Source organism: Bifidobacterium sp. 7101, from assembly GCF_000499285.1.
Taxonomy (GTDB): Bacteria; Actinomycetota; Actinomycetes; order Actinomycetales; family Bifidobacteriaceae; genus Bombiscardovia; species Bombiscardovia apis_A.
Map to the genome: position 1 here is coordinate 455,012 of NZ_AWUN01000002.1, position 21,495 is coordinate 476,506.

Here is a 21,495-nt window from a genome sequence, read left to right on the forward strand (position 1 = left end):
CCTGGCCCACAAGGCTTGGCACCTGCATGCCTGCGCCTGCATATTCGCCGACCACCTCGAAATACTCCAAGCAAGAAGGCTACCTTCAACCGCCATACCCAAAGCCAGCTTTGGCCCCTCCTGCTGGGTTCCGGATTGGCAATAAATGGCAACGCCTCAATACGATGTACTCTGCCTGTTGACCGGCCATGATGGCCGGCCATGAACTGACATCAGTAGCAGGCAGCGAGGCGAGGCGGCGTGAAACTCAATCTCAACGGCATCTGGGACTTCCACCCCGACGATGGAGACCGGGGATATCCCGTCATGGTGCCCACCTGGTGGGACAGCCTGCCGGAGACCACCGGTTATCCGGCCTCCTGGAGCCGGAATCTGCACCATGGTGTCTACCTCAGGGAATTCTTCCTGGGTGCCCTTGACCCGAATGAGGACATGATCCTGCATCTGGATGCCCTGGCCACCCTGGGCAAGGTGTCGATCAACACAATCCCGGTGGGGCCGTCATCCACCAAGGGTTATCTGATGACGCTGCTCCCCTATGATCTGGACGTCACCAAGGCGGTTCATGCCGGACGCAACCAAATAAGGATTGAAATCTGGAGTGTCAAATCCCTTCCCGCCGATGCCCTGACCTCTGCAGAAGGACCCGATCGGCTGCTCTTCCCCTTCGGCACTGAGAACCTGGTTGGACGGCTGGGGCTGGGCGGCGACGTCTGGCTCAACAGCAGGCCCAAGATCCGCATCGAAGACCTGCAAATCATCCCCGATCTGGGCGGCGACGCCGACCCTTCCAACGACCGGCTGGAGCTCAATGCAACGCTGATCAACACCAGCGAGCGCCCATGCGATCTGCGGTTCAGGGCCAAGGTACGCCCCTGGAAACCTTCAATGCGCAGGGGCCGGACCGTCTTGGCCTTCAACCCGGTGTCCTGCTCCCTGAGTCCCCGCTCCTCCAAGGTCGTCCACCTGCAGACGGCCTGGCCGGACGCCCGCTACTGGTCCCGTGCCGATCCCTTTCTCTATGTCATGCAGGCTCTCCTCGACGTCGGCGGCCATGTGGTCGACCGTTCCCAGGAGCGATTCGGCTTCCGGCAATTCCAGCGCCAAGGAGATCGGTACCTGCTCAACGGCATCCCCATCCGGTTGCGCGGCGACTCCCTCTGCCTACTCAACCAGGGCAGCCGCGACCTGATCAACGAGGCCGGCGATGCCTATGGGCTGATCCTTGACGACAACCAATCCGGCCGGGACATGACCAAGGCCTGGGTTGACGCCTATCGACATGCCAACTTCAACATCCTGCGCAACCACATCCGCTCAGTCCCCTCGCAAACCCTGGCCGACCGCGCCGACGAGACCGGCATGCTCCTTGAGGAGGAGACGGCCTTCTGGAATCCAGGCTCTCCAGCCAACGTGCAACTGAATCCGCCCTTCCACATGAGCTACGGCCCTGAAGCCATTGGCCACTATGCCGAGTGGACGCGGCGGTGGGTGCGGGCCTACCGGAACCACCCCAGCATCGTCCTCTGGTCCACCACCAACGAGGCATGGAACCCCAAGGATGGCGACCTGCTCATCCCAGCCCTGCAAGCGGCCGTGCATGAGCAGGACGGCACCCGACCAGTGGTCAATGACGGCTTCAATGCCCCCATTACCGACGAGGATTCCCGCCACTACTACGGCGGGTATCCCTCTGGTATGACCTCGGCCCCAGACATCTATGCCCTCTATGACATCAAATCGCCCCTGCCCCTGGCCGCCGGCGAGGAATTCTCGGTCTCCACTGCGGGGATCCCCCGCTACGATGGGCAGGGACGGATTGTCGACATCTACCACGGCCGTCTCAACGGCGATCCGGACACCATCTCCCGGGCTGACTTCGGCCGGGAGGTCGGACGAGTGACCAGGGGCATACGGACCACGCGAGTGGTCGACTGGAAGCCTTTCTGCATTTCCGCCTTCATCTACGATAACATCGAGGCCTGCCTTGAACCGGACCGGCGCAGAATCCGCAGGGGGCTTAACCCTAAAAGGCTGCTGCGCCCCCAGTTCGATCCCTGGCGCGCTGAGGACGAACCCTGGCAGGAGGGGCCGGCCTTTGGATATATAGCTGCCTCCTTCGCAGATGTCGCAGCCTACGACAAGGAATTCGACCGCGAACCGCGCCTGGGACAACCCCACAGGATCTACCCGCGCGCAGTGACCAGCCAGCGCACAATCATCGTCCACAATGACGAGGAACGTGGGGGAACCGACCTTGAGCTGGTCTGGCAAGTGGCCTGGCAGCGTGGCCCAGAGGGCAGACGGGTAGTTGTCGAGCGAGGTCGCCGACGGGTGCAGGTCCCATACGCCTCCTGGCGGACCGTACCTGTGACCATCACTGTGCCCAGGGATCGGGCCAGCCAGGGGGCCCGACTCCTTCTGGTCCTGTGCGTGCGCAAGCAGGGTAGGCAGGTCTTCCGGGAGGAGAACTTCCTGGGGTGGATCGACCATGCCGCTCCGCCACGGCTGGGGACCGCACACCCCCGCATCGACCTGGGCCGGGTGGAATGGGTATCAAGAGAGGTTAAACACTGCATCCATCTGCGTCAGGAGGGCAGCGCAATGAGCGAGCGCTGGAGCGCCCAGATCCTGGAGGATGCCGAGGGCGCCTTCAGCCTGGAAAGCATGAACGGGAACCTGCGCCACGAGCAGGATATCTACTACACCGTCAATCCCTCCGGCCTGGAACCCGGACATCTCTATCGAGCCCGCGTGCGCTTTCGTGGAGAGCTGCAGGAGACGGCCACGGTAACGGTCACCTTCACCGCCGGGCGGCGGCCTCCCCGACAGGCCCGGGCCAATCTTGCCGCAGGGGCCCGGGTCCAGGTCTCCTCCCAAGCTGATCTGCCAGGGTGGACAAGGGCCGCCTTGGTCGACGGCCGTCTCGGAGCCGCCTACGACCGATTCGGCTGGTCCAGCTCCGTCGGCAACCGGAACCGCCCGGAGTGGATTCTCCTGGAGATGCGGCAGGCTGCCACCCTATCCCAGGTGGTCCTAGCGCCCCGGGGTCGCAATCCGTCCGGAGATGCCAGCCAGCAGTCAGGCACCGGTTCCTTCGGCGTGGTGGAGTACGCAACCGGCAGCAGGTCGACCGACCCCAACCAGGGTCAGGGCTTTCCGCTGGACTTCTCCATCAGCCTTTCATCGAACGGTCGCAGCTGGACCAAGGTCTGCAGCCGCCACAACTATCCGCTGCCGGCGGACGGTAGACCACAGGCCTTCGACTTCGCCCCAATGAGCAATATCAGGTTTATCAAAATCGAGGCAACCCGGCTGCGAGCCAACCCTTATCAGGGAGGACGGTACGCCTTGCAGCTGAGCCAGATCATGGCCTTCTCTCGCCATCGTCTGCCGGCCATACCTGCAGCTCCCCAAAGTATCGACGCCCAGCCTCATGGACACCGCCTGCGCCTGGCTTGGCAGCACGGACCGATCCGACACCAGGCCGACGCGCCCCGCACAGCCCAGGTCCTTCTGCGTGACCGAAAAGGCCGGGCTATGACCTTCTACCTAGACCGGCCTCAGGGACGGGCCGACCTGGACGGGATCCCCTTCGGCACCTGGCGGATGATCCTGCAGGAGTGCAACTCCACGGGCATCGGCGAACCAGCGGACCTGCTTGAGCTGCGTATGGGACCCCCCAAAGCCGAAAGGACCGATCCGACGCTGCCCAGGCCCAGCGACCCCCAGGTCAGCATTGACCCGGCAGACATGACCGTCCGTCTGACTGTTGACCATGTCCCACGCGGGTTTTCAGGGTGCGAACTGACCCTGAAACCGTCTGACAATCATGAGCCCAAGCCGACCGTCTGGCTGCCCTCCGACCAACAGACCCATAGTTTCCGGCAGGTTCCACCAGGCATCTACCGGGTCATGGCAGCCTTCACCACCGAGGATGGCCGGGTCTCACCCACCTCTTCCCAAGGCGATCCCTTAATCCTCGGGCATGCGCCCGGGCGTCCGGCCAAACCCGGGCTGACCTCTTCCGGTAAAACCATGCAGGCATCCTGGTCTCCCCCGAACGATGGAGGCATCCCTCTACAGGGCTATCTGGTCACCATGCGCGAAATGGGAAGTGGGCAGAATACGAGACTGCGATTGGCTGCAAAACAGACCACCCTGACCCTCGATGATCTGACACCCGGCAAGTACACGGTCAGCGTCAGCGCCATCAATGCGGCAGGAGCCGGACCGGAATCCCCCGCCTCCCTTCCCTGCCTCATCACCGAGGGCGACCATGAACGCTGAGTCCCTGCCCAGGTCCGCCATTCTGGGCTACGGACTGGGCGACGCCGCCAACAACGTCGGCTGGCAGATGACCAACCTCTTCCTGACTACCTACTACCTCTACTTGGGCATGGACCCCATGCTGGTGGCCGACATCTTCCTAGGAGCCCACCTCTTCCAAGCCCTGGTCTACCTGGTCGCCGGAAGAATCACCGACGGCCGCGCCAAAGATCGGGAGGGTGGTCTGCGACGGCTGGTGGTCGTCTTCGGCCTGCCGATGATGATCTCCGTCACCTTGATGTGCACCATTCCGGCGAGCGCCCCCATGCCGGTGCGCATCGGCTGGGCCATCGCCACCTATCTGCTTTATCAGCTCCTTGGAGCCTTGGGCGGCGTGCCCTACGGGGCCTTGCTGGGAGCTATGACACAGGACCCCGATGACCGCCAACGCCTGGCGGCCTCCCGCACCTTCGGCGGAGCGGCGGCAGGGGTAATCCTGACTTTTACCCTGGCTCCGCGGGTCAACGACATGGACCCCTCCCGCCTCTTTCTTCCGGTGGTCGCCGCCTGCTGTCTGCTGGGCTCCCTGGGCTATCTGATCATGGCCCGGACCACCAGGGAGCGCTACCTGCCTCCAGCAGCCCCTCGCACCTCCCTGAAAGAGGATCTGCGGCTCCTGGCCGACAATCGGCCCCTGCTGGTGGTCTGTCTGGCCACCCTGTTCATGACCAACCCGGTGGCTTCGCTGGCCCCAATCGTCGCCAAGGAGGTCCTGACCGTCGGCAACCCTGGGCAGACCGGACGAATCACCTTCGCCCTGACCCTGGTGGGCGTCCTTGCAGGGGTGGTTGTAGCCCCCTGCTCGCCCTGGCTGGTGCAACGTCTGGGCAAGCGAGGCACCTGGACCTTGGGCGGGCTGATGGTCATCGGATCCTCGCTGGCCTTCATCCTGGTCCGGTCCGCCTGGCCTGCAGTCGCCTGCATAGCCTTGAACGGCATCGGAGTGCAGGTCATCACCCCCTGCATCTGGGCCATGCAGGCGGATTCGGTCCAGTACGAGCAGTGGCGGACCGGCAACGGAAACACTGCCGGAGCCTCCATGGCCGCTCTCAGCATCACCCGCCAGGTCGGAGCGGCAATCAATGGATGGGCGGGGCCGGCCATCCTGTCTTTCCTGGGTTACAGGCCAGGCATGAATGTTGCCCAGGATCCGGCCCTGGGCACCAACATGCGGCTGGCTGTGGGCCTGGTACCGGCTGCCATGTTCACCATCTCGGTCCTGCTGATCCGCTGCTATCCACTGACCGAGGAGGTCTTCGGACGTATCAGCGCCGACCTGCAGGCAGGCCGTCTACAATGCCAGTGCAGCCATATCAGGCAAGGAACGGAGCATCAGGCTTGTCCAGGAAATCCCCGGAGCCCGCACAGGGGCGGGAAGGGCACCGACGCGTGCGCATGATCGACGTGGCCGCAAGGGCCGGAGTATCCCCTTCCACGGTCTCCCGCGCACTCAACAATCCCGGTCGGCTGAACTCGCAGACCGCCGACCATATCCGCTCCCTGGCCCGATCCATGGGATACCCCCTACCCGACCGTCCTCCCAGTAGGGATGCGACCGGTCCAGTCATGATCACCTTTCTGGTCCAGGACACCTCCAACGGAATCTCCTCCCAGATCCTTGCCGGCGCTCAGGAGGCACTTCCTGAACAAGGTGCAGTCGGCATCATCGAAGCCGGAACCGAGCTGGGGCGCACAGAAGACCTGTTGGAAAGCCTGGTCGGCCATACCCGTGGAATCATCCTGGCCACCGATCAGGTCCGGGCGTCAACGGCCCGGCGCCTGGGACGACGCCTGCCTCTTGTAGTCCTCAACCGCCCCATAGAAGGCCTTCCCTCTGTCCTGCCCGATGCCTCCACCGGCCTGGCCCAAGCCCTGGAACTGCTACGGCGGCAAGGAAGACGGTCTGTAGTGTACATAGCCAGCCGTGTGGGGGCCTGGTCCGACCGATCCCGCTGGGAGAGCCTGCAAGCACTCAGCCGGACTATGGGGCTGGAATGCCGACGAATTGGTCCGGTGAATCCTACTGTCCAAGGCGGTAGGCAGGCCGTCATCGCTCTGGAGCAGGAACCTCCCGATGCCGTGGTCGCTTACAATGATCTGATCGCCGCCGGTGTCATTCTGGGTCTGCAGTCCAAAGGAATCACCGTGCCCGACAGGGTCGGCGTCCTCGGATTTGACAACACCATGGTCGCTCCTGTCGTCAAGCCGGCCGTAGCTACGATTCGTATCCCTCGCAGAGCTATAGGACATGCCGCAGCTGATATTCTGCTGGGTCGGAAGCCCGAGACCGGGCAGTCCCGTCAACAGGCCGCCCTGATAGCTCGGCTGCGCAAAGCCGGCATCCCGCCTGTCACCGAGGACCGCGGAGCCCTGGCCCTGCCTACCTCATTGACCATCCGGGACAGTCTGGGCGCCTTGACTTCGAGCGCACTCGAAGGGGTATAGCTGAATCTGCCGGAATGACCCGGCCACAATGATGGCAAGGAGACTAACCCATGGCAATCAAACAAACTGCGGGCCACGACCGGCTCGGTCGGTTCGCGCCACAATTCGCCCACCTGAACGACGACGTGCTCTTCGGCCAGGTCTGGTCCCGCGAGGACGAACTTTCGGCTCGTGACCGCAGCATGATCACCTGCGCAGGCTTGATGAGCATGGGACTCTTCCCCCAGTTGAAGAGCCACATGGCCATAGCCAAAAGCAATGGCGTCACCCGCACAGAAATGGTGGCGCTGATCACCCACCTGGCCTTCTACGCAGGCTGGCCCAAGGCATGGTCGGCCTTCGGCCTGGCCAAGGAGGTCTACGGTGAGAACCAGGACAGCGCTGCAACCCCATCCAAAGCCGGGACTGAACCGGATTCAGGACCCTACCCCTTGGGAGACTCGGCCGACGGACCCAACTTCACCGGTCATGTCTGGCTGCATCGCCTGACCGATCCGGACGCGGAATGCTCGGCCAGCAATGTGACCTTCGCACCAGGATGCGTCAACCGTTGGCACACCCACCCGCATGGCCAACTGCTAATCGTCACCGCCGGGCAGGGGTGGGAGCAGGAGGAGGGCCATCGGGCGCGCAAACTGGAACCCGGCGACGTGGTCTTCTGCCCGGCAGGCGTCAGACACTGGCACGGGGCCTCGGGCCGGTCATCCATGGCCCACATCGCCGTCACCCCTGCATCGAAGGGACAGTCTCCAGTCGAGTGGATGGAGTTCCCGAATCCTGATCAAGTAGCCGCTCTGGGGTGACTCACACGGCCTGGTTACAGCGTGTTTTCACTCTGCAGGTATTGAGGCCGACGGATGACTGACCGGTTCCCGCCTGCCTTTACACTGAAGACATGGCTAACAAGAAAGGCCCGACCAAGGGTTCGGGCGGCAAGCACCGCAACAAGCTGCGCGGCCGGGGGCCTACCCCCAAGGCAGAGGATCGCGTCTACCACAAGGCATACAAGGCCCGGCAGGCGGCCCAGCGCAGGCAGGCGGCCGATCCGCGTCTGGCAGCCCGGCGCCGGGCCGACCGGTTCACCTCTGATTCCGACGACCTGGTCATCGGCCGCAACGCTGTCCTGGAAGCCCTGCGTGTAGGCGTCCCGGCCAGCCAACTCTATCTGGCCGCCCGGATGGAACACGACGACAGGACCAGAGAAATCGTAAGGCTGGCAGGTCAGGAGGGTCTCAACCTGCTGGAAGCCGACCGCCTGGAGATGAACCGCATCGCCCGGTCCAGCAACCACCAGGGCGTGGTCCTCAAGGTGCAGCCCTACCAGTACGCATCCCTGCAGAGCCTGGTCGATAGGGCCGAGAAGCACTCGGCTGCGCTGGAAGGGGCCGACCAGGCGACCAAGGTTGCCGCCCGCCCGCTGTTCATCGCCCTGGACGGGGTCACCGACCCGCAGAATCTGGGGGCAGTGATCCGTTCAGCAGCGGCCTTCGGGGCCTCTGGTGTAATTCTGCCCGAGCGACGCAGCGCCTCGGTCACAGCCGCAGCCTGGAAGGTCTCCGCCGGAGCCGCCGCCCATCTGCCCGTGGCCCGCGTGGTCAATCTGACCAAGGCCATCCAAGGTCTCAAGGAACGCGGCTACTACGCGGTCGGCCTGGACGGCGCAGGCAGCGCCATTGTGGGCGAGACAGGCTTCGAGACCGATCCGCTGGTGGTGGTCCTGGGCTCCGAGGGCAAGGGGCTGAGCCGCCTGGTCCGCGAGAACTGCGATGCCCTGGCCTCCATCCCCATCTCCAGCTCGGTGGAATCTCTGAACGCCTCGGTGGCGGCCGGCATCAGCCTCTACGCCGTAGCCATGGCACGCCGACGGTCCGCCAGCCAAGCCAAATAATCCACTAGGCAAACACCGACAATCAGGAGACGGACATTCCGAGCGGCAACAGCCTGCCTGCATCAGCCAGCAAGCAGCAGACCATTGCCGCACAAACCAATCAATCAGCTGGACGCCCAGACCGCGTCGTCCTGATCGTCCTGGTCGGCAGCAGCATCCAGACTGCCGGGGGCGTAGACCGACCTCAGCGAACTTCGGCCTCCATTCGCGTCCTCGAAGGCTGGCTGTGACTGCACCTCTTCGCTAGCCCGGTCACGGTTCGTCCGGGTGTCTGCTCCGGTCTGGCCTTCAGCATTGGTTTGGTCAGCCACCCCATCATGGCCATCTGCGTCCTTGTCGGCCTGATCTCTGGTGACTTGCTCACCCTGACCGGCCTGGGCATGGGCGCCCTGCCAATTCATCTCGTCGTCGACCACCCCGGCATCGGCCTCTTCGTTGATGGTCTTCATGTCCTCGGAGTCCAGCCGGTACTCGGGCAGGGACTCGCTGATGTAGCTCTGCACGGCCTCGGCCATGGGTACATCGTGACCGGCCTTCTCGGCCATCAGCCAGCGGTGGGTCAGCACCTCATGGAAGAACTGGGCCGGTTCGATCTGCGAACGGTACTCCGGCGGGATCATGCGCACAGTAGGCTCGAAGACCTCACGCATCCAGTCGGTGGCCACAATCTCCAGATCCTCACCCTGCCGCCAGGTGGATGCCCGGTAGGCATCCAGATCATTGAGCAGCCGCCGGGCCTGGTTCTCCTGCACATCCAGACCGGTCAGCCGCAGCAACTTGCGGGAGGCGTAGCCGGCATCAACCACCCTTGGGCGCACCAGCACCCGGTTGCCGTCCTCCTCGGTCTTCATCTCCAGCTCGTCCACGTCGAATCCCAGATCGTTAAGCCGGTTGACGCGGCGCTCGATCTTCCACATCTCGTCCGGGTCGAAGCTGTCCACGTCCGTCAGAGCACTCCAGAGGGAGTGATAGCGGTCCACCAGCCGGTTGCCTACGCCGACCTCGTCCACCTCTCCAGCCAGCAGGTTGCCAGAATCCAGATCCATGAGCTCGCCGATGATATTGGTCCTGGCCAGGTCAATGTCATACTCACGCTGGCCGTCAGTCAGGCTGGGGTGCAGATCGCCGGTCTCGGCATCGACCAGGAAAGCCGAGAAGGCATCGGCATCACGCAGGAAGAGCACGTTGGACAGCGAGACATCGCCCCAGTAGAAGCCGGCCAGATGGAGCCGTACCAGAAGAACCGCAAGGGCATCGATCAGACGTTCAGCCGTGTCCGGGCGCAGATTGCGGGCGAAAAGGGCACGGTAGGGCAGCGAGAACTTCAGGTGCTGGGTGACCAGCATGGCCTCAAGAGGCTCGCCCTCGCGAGTGTGTCGACCGGTGACCACAGCGATGGGGTTGACCGTGGGCAGCTCCAGTTTTTGCAGCTTGCGCAAGAGTTCGTACTCCCGCTCAGCCACCCTCTGGGTGATCTCCTTCATGGCGTAGACATCGTCGCCCACGTGGACGAAGCGCACCACGTGCCGGGAGATGCCTCTGGGCAGGTTGGCCAGCAGATCCCTGGGCCAGGTAGCCAGCGGCCGCTCCCAGGGCAGGGTGAACATCCTGGGGTTGGAGCTGGTGGCCGTGATATGCAGGGCAGCCGGTTCCTGCTCGGAGGAGGGATCGGCCGTGGTCTTTATCGAGGTGGCTTTCAGGGCACGGGGGTCCAGAGAGGAGGCCGTCGCCCGGTTGATGTTCACGCTAGTCATGCTTCATCCATCCCATCGCCGCCCATCCTATACGGGAAGAGCCCCGCACGGATGCGCCGCGCGGGGCTCCTGGTCACCCGGTCAACAAGGAAAGGAGATGATATCAATGATCGATACGGGCCCTGCGGCTCGGCGGGAAACCGTGGCCGAACCGCAGGGTCACAGGAATGCTCAGTTCAGCCGCAGCTCGCTGGCCGGGGAGAACAGGTGCATCTTTTCAGGATCGATGTGGATCTTGACCACGTCGCCCACCTTGGGCAGGTCGCGCGGGTTGACACGGATGGTGGTCAGCTTGTTCTGGTCGGACATGACGATGGCCTGCTCAGCCGCGCTGTTGTCGGTCAGAATGTTGCCGTAGATGTAGCCGTCGGAGCCCAGATCCTCCACGTTGGCCACCTTCAGGGAGAAGGCATCCGGATCGGAGGCACTGGCCAGAGAGGCATTCTCGGGACGGAAGCCCACGACAATCTTGCCCTGGTCCTCGGGGGTCAGCTTGTCGACGGCCTCGCGCGGCAGGCTGATGGTGTCCTCGCCGATCTTGGCCTGGCCGTTGACCACGGGGTGAATGTTGATGTTCATGGAAGGCGAGCCGATGAAGCCGGCCACGAAGACGTTCTCCGGCCGATCGTAAAGCTCGGTAGGCGCACCCACCTGCTGCAGGACGCCCAGCTTGATGACGGCGATCCTGTCGCCCATGGTCAGAGCCTCGGTCTGATCGTGGGTCACGTACAGGGTGGTGACGTTCAGCTGGCGCTGCAGAGCGGCGATCTGTGTACGGGTCTGGACACGCAGCTTGGCGTCCAGGTTGGACAGAGGCTCATCCATCAGGAAGACCTTGGGCTGACGCACAATAGCGCGGCCCATGGCCACACGCTGACGCTGACCACCGGACAGAGCCTTGGGCTTGCGGTCCAGGTATTCAGTCAGATCCAGCACCTCGGCGGCCTTCTCCACCCGCTGGCGAATCTGATCCTTGGGGGTGCCGGCGATCTTCAGGGCGAAGCCCATGTTGTCGGCCACTGTCATGTGGGGGTAAAGAGCGTAGTTCTGGAAGACCATGGCGATGTCGCGGTCCTTGGGCTGCATGGTCGTCACGTCCTTGTCACCAATCATGATGCGGCCCTTGTTGACCTCCTCCAGGCCGGCCAACATGCGCAGGGTGGTGGACTTTCCGCAGCCGGAAGGCCCTACCAGAACAAGGAATTCACCGTCTTTGATGTCCAGACTGAGGTCACTGACCGAGGGCTCATCGTTGCCCGGGTAGATACGAGTGACGTGGTCGAATACCACTTCTGCCATTGTTCATCCTTTCATCGGCAGGTACGTGCCGAACGATCCGTAGTGAAGGGTTGATTTTCACTGTGGTTTCCGTCCCGGGGTCAACACCGACATCGGCATGGCCATGCGACGGTTTTCTGTTTTGTGGTTAAGAGAAACTCTCCCTTGAGCCAGTGCCCACTATACACCAAGGCCTGAATTCGACGTGTTCACCGTCGTCGACTCAATCCTCGTGCTTGTCGGAATCTTCAGAATCGCGCTCGAAGACCGTTCTGGCCACGTTGATCGCGTTGATGACCCTGGGGAATCCCACGTAGGGAGCACATTGGAGTATGGCTTCAACCACGGCCGCCTTGCTCAGCCCTACATTCAGAGCTCCCTGTATGTGGACGGCCAACTGCGGAGCCGTGTCACCCTGCGTCACCAGGCTGCCTATGGTGACCAGCTCGCGCTGCTGAAGATCGAGTCCTTTCCGGGTGTATATGTCGCCAAAGGCGAATTCGACAATCCAACGACCAAGGTCCGGCGCTATGTCCTGAAGGGAGTCGATGACAGCCTGGCCTCCCTTGCCATCAATGGCGGCCAAAGCCTCGGATCCCTTTTCAAAGCGTGAAGCTTCCATGGAAGCCCCCTCTTTCTGTTGTTTTGTATGTTTTCCCGCCGAGAATATTGTATCAACGCCTGTTTACGCATTATGTCGTCAGCAGTCGAGCCATTCGCGGCAATCTCGGACGCGGCGAAACAGCAGGGACCGCAATCAGGTGCTTTTCAACCAGTCGGGGCACAATGGAGATATGAGCGATCTTGAGGGTTTGGACCTGAGGCCGGGACGGCTGGTCGGGGGCTACACCCTGATCGAGCCCCTGGGCGGCGGTGCCATGGGGTCCGTCTGGCGCGCACGGGATGGCGGTGGCCAGGACTACGCCATGAAAATCCTGCGTGAATCCCTGGAGGAGGATCAGGTCTCGTCAGACAGCCCCGACGTACAGGAGCGCGCCTCGGCCCGCGAGCGCCTGCGACGCGAGGCTCTGGCCCTGCAACGGATTCGCCATCCAGGTGTCTGCAGGATCGTGGATATGGAACTTGATGATGCCCTGGCCTTCATCGTGACCGAGCTGATCGAGGGGCGCAACCTTCGCGACGACGTGGCTGTCAACGGTCCCTATCGTGGCGACGACCTGGAGCGGCTGGCACGCAAACTGACCGATGCCGTCGCAGCCGTCCACCAGGCGGGCATCGTCCACCGAGACATCAAGCCCACCAATGTCATGATCTCGGTCTCGGGGCCGGTGCTGGTGGACTTTGGCATCGCCATGGGCCAGGGGCAGAGCCACGTGACCCGGACAGGACTGGTCATGGGAACCCCCGGCTTCATCGCCCCGGAGATCATCGATGGAGCCGAGGCCGACCAGGAAACCGACTGGTGGAGCACGGCAGCTGTTCTAGCCTATGCAGCCACCGGACGAGCGGTTTTCGGCGACAAGCCCATGATGGCGGTTCTGGAGCGGGAGGCCTCGGGCAATGCCGACCTGTCCGGACTGCCCATGGGCACCATGAGAGCCCTGCGCTCGGCCCTCTCCCCCGACCGAGGCGCACGTTGCACCCCTCAGGAACTCCTGGAGGCCATCAGCCGGGACGCCATGGATCCGCAGGCCTGGCAAGGGGAGCAAGACGACAAGGGCAGTCAGGAGACGATGCGCCCTTTTGGCGGCGGATCTTCGGAGGCTGAGGGGCAGGCCGACTCGCCCACCATGGTCGTTGAGCCGGCCACCATGCCCATGCCGCCTATTACGCAGGCTGATCCGAATAGTCCGCGGACGGCCTGGTCACAACCTCCGACAGATAACGGAGCCGATGAGCAGACGACCATCCTGCCCGACTCGGAACAGCCCACCAGCCTCTTGAATCCCCTGCCTGCAGCCCAGGAGCAGCAGGAGCAGACACAGGCCTGGCAGGACCAACAACCCTTAGCGGATCGTCAAGATCTTCAAGCCACCACCGTTCAGGATCCGCTGCCCTCGGCACAACCTCTGCCCAGCGGATACCGCAACGAGGCGAACGCCCACTGGCTGGGAGACCAGCCCCCCGCCCAGATGCGACGTCTGCGCTACCTCAAGGCCGGAACCCCCTGCCTGGTCATGTTGGGAATCCTTCCTGCCCTGCTGACAGCTCTGGCCCCGGTCTCGGCACTGGCCGCCGCCGGAATCCTCCTCTGGGCCCTGAGCACCGCAGGATGGAGCATAAAAGCCCAGATCGAACGGGAGCTGCGCCGCGAAGGCCCTCGACGGAGCACCGACCGTCTGTTGAACGCAGCCGCCTTCCCCTGGCACCTGCTTAAGGGCCTGGCAGCCGCCCTACTCCGCCTGCCGGGCATGATCCTCGTCCAAGCCTTGGTTGCTCTGCCACTGACCTGGGCGGGCGCCCTCACCACCGTTCGCGCAGGCCTGACCCTGGGCGAGCACCTACTGACCGTCCCCCTGCCAGCGGCCAGACCCCTGTCCACCGGCGGACTGGCCATGGCCCTGGCGACGTTGGCAGGCTGGCTGTTGACAACACTGCCCATGCAGGACCGCTCAGCCCCCAAGGCCAACAGCGGCAACATGGTCCTGCGTCTGGCGGCGGGTCGCATCCTCATGGGCCGTCAGGTTCCTGAGGCGCCGGGCAGCCCCCACCGCAGGCGGATCCTGCTCCTGATCTGGCTGCTGATTGTGGCCGTCCTCCTGGCCGGGTTGATTGCCCAGCCCTCCATGGATTGGGCCCCCATCCACCTCCTGCGTGCCTAAGGTCGTGCTCCACCCCTGGCGGCTACACTATGCTCAGTACGCCAAGGAAAGGATCCAGGTCATGTCCAAGGGCAAGCAGAACCGCAAGGCCGCGCTCAAGGCCCAGGAAGAGGCACGGCGGCTCCAGGAGGCCAAGGAGCGCCGCCAGCAGACCATGATCGGCGTCTTCGTCACCGTGGTACTCATCGCTCTGATCGCTCTGGGCGGATTCCTCTACTGGCGCAGCCATCGCCCGGTCAAGACCCAGGACCTGGAGCAGGCCCGTCAGGCCGTCGCAAAGGTCAAGGAAAAGCCTTCGGCCGCCAATGACCAGGGCGGCTTCCTGATCAGCTCCCAGGGGCTCAACAAGCCGGTGGCCAAGGCTCCGACCGTGGAGATCTACATGGACTTCATGTGCCCAGGCTGCGGCGCCCTGCATCGCGGACTGGACTCAACCCTGACCGGTCTGGTGGATGCCGGGCAGATCAACCTGGTCATCTACCCCATGAGCTTCATGGACCGGCTCTCCACCGACAATTACTCGAGCAGGACGGGCACGGCCACCATCTACGTGGCCCAGCACGACCCCGACCACCTGCTGCCCTTCATCGCCAATCTCTACGCCAAGGACTTCCAACCGGACGAGTCCGACTACCACCCCATCAGCAACGACAAGATCCGCCAGCAGGCCATCAAGGCCGGGGTTGATCCCAAGGTTGCCGAGCAGGCGGTCAAGGGCCACTACCGGGACTGGATCAAGGCCATGGACACCTACACCCCTCTGCGCAAGGAGCTCTGGAATCCCTCCGGGGCCAACAAGGGGCAGATGACCACGCCCACGGTCCGCATCAATGGCAATTACTGGGAGCTGGGCAACCTGTCCAAGGCGGGCTTGGACTACCGCACGGGCCTGCTCAAGGCTCTGGGCCTGGACCAGTCCAAGGTGGGCGTCAAGGGCGCCATGCCGGCCATCGGTGCCTCCGGCCAACCGCGCTCACTGAACTGAACCAGGCAGGTCGAGAGAAATTTCGCGTCCAGCGTCCCCTTGGGGGGACGGTGATGGTACGATATCATTCCGTACCGCGGCCCGGAATGCTGTAATGGACCACCGGGACCGCCTCCTTAGCTCAGTTGGCCAGAGCAGCCGCCTTGTAAGCGGCAGGTCGTCAGTTCGACTCTGACAGGAGGCTCTACGCCAGGAACGAACCATTAAATTCGACTATTCAGCTTTGTCTCCGGGCAGGCTATAATAATGGACATTACCTGGATAATTACAAATACTTCCCTCGAGTAAGTCATTTCGGAGGCTCGTTCTCCGAAGTACGAACGGAGCTTTTCCCCAACCATCTCCGTTCGTATTCGAGGACGGGATCATTCCCCTTCATTCCCGTCCTCTTGACGTTGATCCGCCGGCCTAGGGCCCGGGTCTTGAAAAGCCGACTGACCGATGACGGTTAAGTCGGCTTTTTTATTGCCATCCGCCTGCGACAAATGTGGATATTTGCCCGACCTTGCGGATTGTGCGGCCTCAGTCCATGCCCTCACCGCTAGAATTGCCGGGTACAGACAAGGCAGGAACGGGGAGGCGAGCACATGGCCAGACGCTGGACACCGCGGCGTTTCGTCGTGCTCAGAAGGATTCGCGTGGTCTCCTGTGCCCTCCTGGTCGTTCTGGCCATGGTCCTGACTTTCTTCATTTCCGCGCGCAAGAGCGTGGCGTTGAGCGTCAACGGGCAGACCAAAATGGTGACCACCTATGCCTATAGCGTGGACGGTCTGCTGCGCGAGCAGGGGATCAAGGTCAAGACCCACGACCTGGTCGATTCCACATCCGGAGGCCAGCTGCGCAACCATGCGGCGGTCACCGTGCGCTCCGCCTATCAGACCACCATCGTCATCCAGGGCCAGCGGGTGCCCTTCTGGACCACAGCCACCAGCATGGACCAACTGCTGGGATTCTTCGAGGAAAACCGCAAGCAGGCCATGAAGGTCACCGTGGATGTGGGCAACGTCTATAACCAGCTGACCGGCGGTCTGGTCATCAACCAGGCAGGGCCGGTCACTGTCATAGCTGACGGAAAGACCTCGGTGGCCCCTGACGGCAAGCTCCCAGCCGCATCCATACTGGACTCCAAGGGCATCGTGCTGGGCAAGGAGGACCGGGTCAGCGTGGAGCATGACCAGGGCACCACCGTGCTGCGGGTCCAACGGGTCACCCACGGAAACACTCAAAAAACAATCCCCATATCCTTCGCCACGAGGACCGTGGTCGACCCGAGCCTTGCGCCCGGTCAGACCCTGGTGCGGCAGGCGGGCGTAGCCGGTCAACGCCTGCAGACCATCCAGGTCACCTACGTGGACGGACAGGCCGAATCGGAGCAGGTGGTCAAGGAGGAGACCGTAGCCATGCCAGTGGATCAGGTGGTGGCCGTCGGTCCCGACAAGCCGAAGGAGGAACAGAACAGCGGGCAGCAGTCCAAGGACACAGGCAAGGATTCCCAACAGGCGCAGAAAACGCCATCTCCGAGCCCCTCGCCCAGCAAGGATTCACAGTCGGCAACGACACCGGCCCCTACGCCAACACAGACCAAGCCTCCGCAGACCACGCAGCCGACACAGCCGAGCACACCAGCTCCAGCTATGCCCGATAACAAGCCAGCCCCGTCGCCAGCGCCGAGCCCATCTCGTGACGGTCTTTGGCATGCCAGCTCTGAACTGGCCCAAGCCTATGCCGGGGGTGCAGCCGCCCAGCGCGGATGGACGGGATCACAGTTCTCAGACCTGGTGAAACTCTGGGACAAGGAATCACACTGGCTCTGGAATGCCGAAAATAAAAATTCGGGCGCTTACGGCATTCCCCAGGCTTACCCCGGCTCCAAGATGGCGAAATATGGACCCAACTGGCGTGACGATGCTGCTGTCCAGATTGATTGGGGCCTTTACTACATCGCACAACGGTACGGGAATCCTAGTACAGCACTGCAATACCAAAAACGGCATAATTCGTACTGATCCCCTAACCACATCCACGAGCAATGAACCGACATGAACACTAAAACCGAGAGCGACCGCCTCCTGGGAGCAGCCGACATCCGGCGCATCGCCGACCAGATCGACATCCACCCCACCAAGCGACTGGGGCAGAACTTCGTCATCGATCCAGGAACCGTCCGCAGGATCGTCCGTCTGGCCAGGGTGGAATCTGGCCAACCCGTTCTGGAGGTGGGTCCTGGTCTGGGATCTCTGACTCTTGGACTGTTGGAGGCGGGCTGCCTGGTGACCGCCGACGAGATCGATCCCGTCCTGGCCCGGCAGCTGCCGCAGACCGTCCGCGAGCGCATGCCGGAGAGCCTGGAACGGCTGACCGTGATCAACCGGGATGCTCTGACCCTGACCCCTCAGCTGGCAGGCGACGCGGGCACGGCCACCGACCTGGCTATGGTGGCCAATCTGCCCTACAACGTAGCCACTCCGATCATTCTGACCCTCCTGGCCCGGTTCGCCAATCTGAGCCGATTTCTGGTCATGGTCCAGAAGGAGGTGGCGGACCGGCTCACGGCCGCCCCGGGCTCCAAGGTCTACGGCGCTCCCAGTCTGAAGCTGGCCTGGTACGGCCATGCCGCCCAGGCTGGCAGGATCGGGCGCCATGTCTTCTGGCCAGCCCCCAACGTGGACTCAGCCCTGGTCTCCTTCACCCGGGACAAGGATGGACGCGGACGCGGGGATGCGGGGACAAGAACCGAGGTCTTCTCCCTGATCGATGCCGCTTTCGGACAGCGCCGCAAGACCCTGCACGCCGCACTCAAGGGCCTGGTGACCGCCGAAGCCTTCCAGGCTGCAGGCATTGACCCTGCACGCCGGGGGGAAACCATGACCATCGAGGAGTTCGTCGACCTGGAGCAAGCCCGCCGCGAGGTGACCGCGTGAGTCCGGCAACCGGGAGGGATGGCATTGCTCTCTACTGCCCCGCCAAGATCAATCTGAGGCTCCGCGTCGGACCGACACGAACCGACCTAGGAGGGCGACACCGCCTGGACACCATTTACAGCGGCGTGGGGATCTGGGACAAAGTCGAACTGCAACGGAGAGAACCTGGCAGCGGCTTCCGCCTGAGCTTGGAGGGCGAACACCTGGGTGACCTGAACCGCCGTGATGCCGATCCACGCGCCAACTTGGCCGTCAAGGCCCTCCTGGCCATGGCCAAGGCCACCGGGCACCAGCCTGATGTTGCCATCCACATCGTCAAGCGGATACCGGTGGGCGCCGGACTGGCCGGCGGATCCGCGGATGCCGCCGGAACCATGCTGGGCCTGAACCGGCTCTGGAATCTAGGGATGCCTGCCGCCGAACTGGATCGCATCGCCGCCGAGCTGGGCGCTGACCTGCCCTTCTGCCTGCATGGAGGGCTCAGTAGGGGGACAGGTTTCGGCCAGATTCTGCAGCCCCTGGATCCTGACGGCCCACAGGCCCAGCAGCTGTCCAGGGATGGGCTGACCGGACACCTCCTGATCGGCGCCTACGAGGACCAGCTGAGCACAGCCCAGGTCTACAAGGCCTTCGACCTGATCGGACCCGACCCCCACGACCTGAACGACCTGCAGGAGACCGCCTGCACCCTGCATCCTCGCTCGCGCCGGGCCCTGGACCTGGCCCGGCGGGCAGGCATCGGGCCGGCCTTCGTCTCTGGATCCGGCCCCTCGGTAGTGGTCATGGCCCCTCGTCCCGAGCAGGCAATCACACTCATCAGGCTTTGGCGGGAGCAGAATGCCGTGGACAGAATCATCGAGGCTGACTCGCCAGTCCTGCCCAGGATAATCCCCCTGCGAGTCACCCATGGACAGTAGAGTAGGCAACATGACGAATCCCGAACCACTCGACGAGCGCGAGGCCCGCAGGCAGTTCGTGCGACGGCGGCAGAAGATGGTCTTCACCATAGTCGTCAGCGCACTAGTGGCCATCCTGATCATCTGCGGACTGATCATCTTCGGGTCCATCGGGCATACCGCCAAACACGCCAGCATCGCCAAGCCCAACTATGGGGTCGCCGTGCCCTGCCCGCCCGACAATGCCAAGCTGGTCAACCACCCCGACATCCGCGTGCGGGTGCTCAACGGAACCAACAAGTCCGGTCTGGCCACTGCCCTGGCCTCGGCACTGCGCAATCGGGGATTCAACATGCAGGATGTGGCGGACTATCCGGGCAAGACCGAGACAGCCCGCACCCAAATACGCTTTGGAGCCTCAGCCATTGACCGCGGCTACACTGTGGGATCCCAATTCAACGATGCGGTTTTGATCATGGACGACCGTAACGACGATCTGATCGACGTGGTCATAGGGGCCACCTTTACCGACCTGGACGACGAGGACAGCAACTCTGTCGTAGGCCGCAAGATCGAAGCCATCAAGGGCTGCCAGGCCGACCCCTCCTCCATGAAGAACCTGCCCAAGGCCCCCAAGGCCTGACGCTGCAGATCCGGCGTACTGCCGGATTCAACATCACGTAGCCACAATATTCGCCGCCAATTTTCGCAGTCTCCTGACCAAGAGCGCCCGCCCGGAAAGGTACGACCTGGGTCAGGCTTGGTCGGCGCCTTCCCTTTGCCACCAGTCCCTCAGCTCCTGCTCGGCTGTCTGCCGGTCGACCGGGCCTTGATCCAGGCGGTAGTCCAGCATGTGCTTATAGGCGCGTCCCACCTGCGGTCCGGGCTTGAGGTCCAGAATCTGCATGATCTGTCGTCCATCCAAGTCAGGCCGGATGGCATCCAGATCCTCCTGCCGGCGCAGTTGAGCCACCCTGTCCTCCAGCTCGTCCATGGCGGAGGAGAAAACCTGAGCCTTTCGCTTGTTGCGGGTGGTCGCATCGGCACGAGTCAGACGATTGAGCCGCTCATAAAGCGGACCGGTCTCTCGGGCATAACGGCGGACAGCCGCATCGGTCCACCGCTCGTCCACATAGCCGTGGAAACGCAGGTGCATGGAAATCAGATTGCAGACATCGGCGATCAGGTGGTGGTCGAAGCGCAGGGCCTTGAGGCGCTTGCGGGCCAGCCGGGCTCCAACTACATCGTGATGATGGAAGCTGACCTTGCCGCCGGGCTCAAAGCGTCTGGTGGCTGGCTTGCCGATGTCGTGCAGCAGGGCGGCCAGGCGCAGGGTCAGGTCTGGGGCGGGCACAGGTCCGTCAGGTCCGGTCTCCAGGGCGATGGCCCGGTCCACCACCATCAGGGTGTGCTCGAAAACGTCCTTGTGCCGGTGATGCTCGTCTATCTCCAGCTGCAGAGCCGGCACCTCGGGCAGAACGATGTCAGCCAGGCCGGACTGCACCAGGGCCTCGATGCCCTGGACGGGATGGTCGGCCAGCATGAGCTTGGTCAGCTCGTCGCGAATCCGCTCGGCCGAGACGATGCTGATTCGATCGGTCATGCGGGTGATGGCCTCTGCGGTCTCCGGAGCGATGGTGAATCCCAGCTGGGCCACGAACCGCACAGCCCGCATCATCCGCAGGGGGTCGTCATCAAAGGATTGGCGAGGATCCACCGGGGTCCGCAACACCTGCTTGGCCAGGTCGTTGGCCCCTCGGTAGGGATCTACGAAGACCAGGTCGGGCACCCGCAGGGCCATAGCATTGACGGTGAAGTCGCGCCGTGAAAGATCACCCTCAAGGCTGTCCCCATAGTCCACCTCAGGCTTGCGGGAGTCGGGATCATAAGTGTCTCGCCGGTAGGTGGTCACCTCCACCTTGACCTCGGTGCCATCAGGACGCCGCCGCAGCGCGCCCAGGGTACCGAATTTGCGTCCCATGTCCCAGAAACCCGACCCCCAGTGACGCAGAATGGGCTCGAACTGCTCGGGCCGGGCCGAGGTGCAGAAGTCCAGGTCGTGGGAGTGCCGGTGCAGGAGCAGATCGCGTACAGGACCCCCTACCAACGCCAGTTCAAATCCCTGCTCGGCGAAGAGGCGCCCGAGCTCGATGGCCTCCGGCCAGACTTGGAAATCCACGCTCACCCTTTCCTACGGAGTTGATGCGCCTACTAGC

The 21,495-nt window shown here is 63.2% G+C and carries 14 protein-coding genes, 1 tRNA gene and 1 pseudogene; 12 read left to right on the forward strand and 4 right to left on the reverse strand.

Annotation, left to right across the window (positions count from 1 at the left end; all coding sequences use genetic code 11):
- Positions 1 to 240: 240 nt before the first annotated feature.
- From P272_RS08645 to rlmB, 5 genes are all read left to right on the forward strand, one after another.
- The gene (locus tag P272_RS08645; RefSeq protein WP_044097756.1) at positions 241 to 4,290 is read left to right on the forward strand and encodes a fibronectin type III domain-containing protein; all 4,050 of its coding nucleotides are present in this window, start codon (positions 241 to 243) and stop codon (positions 4,288 to 4,290) included.
- Positions 4,280 to 5,728, forward strand: coding sequence for an MFS transporter (locus P272_RS0104480; protein WP_029678353.1), 1,449 nt, complete (start codon positions 4,280 to 4,282; stop codon positions 5,726 to 5,728). The genes P272_RS08645 and P272_RS0104480 overlap by 11 nt, the downstream gene beginning before the upstream one ends.
- Positions 5,725 to 6,774, forward strand: a complete 1,050-nt coding sequence (locus P272_RS0104485) for a LacI family DNA-binding transcriptional regulator (protein ID WP_029678354.1) — start codon at positions 5,725 to 5,727, stop codon at positions 6,772 to 6,774. Before P272_RS0104480 ends, P272_RS0104485 begins: the two co-directional genes overlap by 4 nt.
- Positions 6,775 to 6,824: 50 nt before the next feature.
- Positions 6,825 to 7,577, forward strand: coding sequence for a carboxymuconolactone decarboxylase family protein (locus P272_RS0104490; protein ID WP_029678355.1), 753 nt, complete (start codon positions 6,825 to 6,827; stop codon positions 7,575 to 7,577).
- Positions 7,578 to 7,669: 92 nt separating this feature from the next.
- Entirely contained in the window at positions 7,670 to 8,662 is a 993-nt protein-coding gene (gene rlmB, locus P272_RS0104495) for a 23S rRNA (guanosine(2251)-2'-O)-methyltransferase RlmB (protein ID WP_029678356.1), read from the forward strand.
- Between the two features lie 104 nt (positions 8,663 to 8,766).
- On the opposite strand, the gene P272_RS08650 is transcribed toward rlmB, so the two are convergent.
- From P272_RS08650 to P272_RS0104510, 3 genes are all read right to left on the reverse strand, one after another.
- Positions 8,767 to 10,416, reverse strand: coding sequence for a DUF4032 domain-containing protein (locus P272_RS08650; protein WP_044097757.1), 1,650 nt, complete (start codon positions 10,414 to 10,416; stop codon positions 8,767 to 8,769).
- Positions 10,417 to 10,587: 171 nt separating this feature from the next.
- A complete protein-coding gene (locus tag P272_RS0104505) occupies positions 10,588 to 11,715 on the reverse strand; it encodes an ABC transporter ATP-binding protein (RefSeq protein WP_029678357.1) in 1,128 nt (375 codons plus the stop codon).
- Between the two features lie 202 nt (positions 11,716 to 11,917).
- Entirely contained in the window at positions 11,918 to 12,316 is a 399-nt protein-coding gene (locus P272_RS0104510) for a carboxymuconolactone decarboxylase family protein (RefSeq protein ID WP_029678358.1), read from the reverse strand.
- 172 nt (positions 12,317 to 12,488) lie between these two features.
- Here P272_RS0104510 and P272_RS09675 point away from each other — a divergent pair.
- The 7 genes and pseudogenes from P272_RS09675 to P272_RS0104550 form a co-directional block, all read left to right on the forward strand.
- Positions 12,489 to 13,571: pseudogene (locus P272_RS09675) on the forward strand (serine/threonine-protein kinase); the annotation flags it as partial.
- Positions 13,572 to 14,538: 967 nt separating this feature from the next.
- Entirely contained in the window at positions 14,539 to 15,462 is a 924-nt protein-coding gene (locus tag P272_RS0104520) for a DsbA family protein (RefSeq protein WP_029678360.1), read from the forward strand.
- A 110-nt stretch (positions 15,463 to 15,572) separates the two neighbouring features.
- A tRNA-Thr gene (locus P272_RS0104525) sits at positions 15,573 to 15,646 on the forward strand.
- A gap of 403 nt (positions 15,647 to 16,049) precedes the next feature.
- Positions 16,050 to 17,468: a G5 domain-containing protein gene (locus P272_RS0104535; protein WP_029678361.1), complete on the forward strand. Its 1,419-nt coding sequence runs from the start codon at positions 16,050 to 16,052 to the stop codon at positions 17,466 to 17,468.
- Positions 17,469 to 17,501: 33 nt separating this feature from the next.
- Entirely contained in the window at positions 17,502 to 18,383 is an 882-nt protein-coding gene (gene rsmA / locus P272_RS0104540; protein ID WP_029678362.1) for a 16S rRNA (adenine(1518)-N(6)/adenine(1519)-N(6))-dimethyltransferase RsmA, read from the forward strand.
- On the forward strand, positions 18,380 to 19,300 hold the full coding sequence (locus tag P272_RS0104545; RefSeq protein WP_029678363.1) for a 4-(cytidine 5'-diphospho)-2-C-methyl-D-erythritol kinase: 921 nt from the start codon (positions 18,380 to 18,382) through the stop codon (positions 19,298 to 19,300). Before rsmA ends, P272_RS0104545 begins: the two co-directional genes overlap by 4 nt.
- A gap of 10 nt (positions 19,301 to 19,310) precedes the next feature.
- Positions 19,311 to 19,922 carry a LytR C-terminal domain-containing protein gene (locus tag P272_RS0104550; RefSeq protein ID WP_029678364.1) on the forward strand — a complete coding sequence of 204 codons (612 nt, stop codon included), beginning with the start codon at positions 19,311 to 19,313 and terminating at the stop codon, positions 19,920 to 19,922.
- Positions 19,923 to 20,033: 111 nt separating this feature from the next.
- Here the strand turns inward: P272_RS0104550 and P272_RS0104555 are convergent, their stop codons facing one another.
- The gene (locus tag P272_RS0104555) at positions 20,034 to 21,458 is read right to left on the reverse strand and encodes a CCA tRNA nucleotidyltransferase (protein ID WP_029678365.1); all 1,425 of its coding nucleotides are present in this window, start codon (positions 21,456 to 21,458) and stop codon (positions 20,034 to 20,036) included.
- Between the last annotated feature and the right edge of the window lie 37 nt (positions 21,459 to 21,495).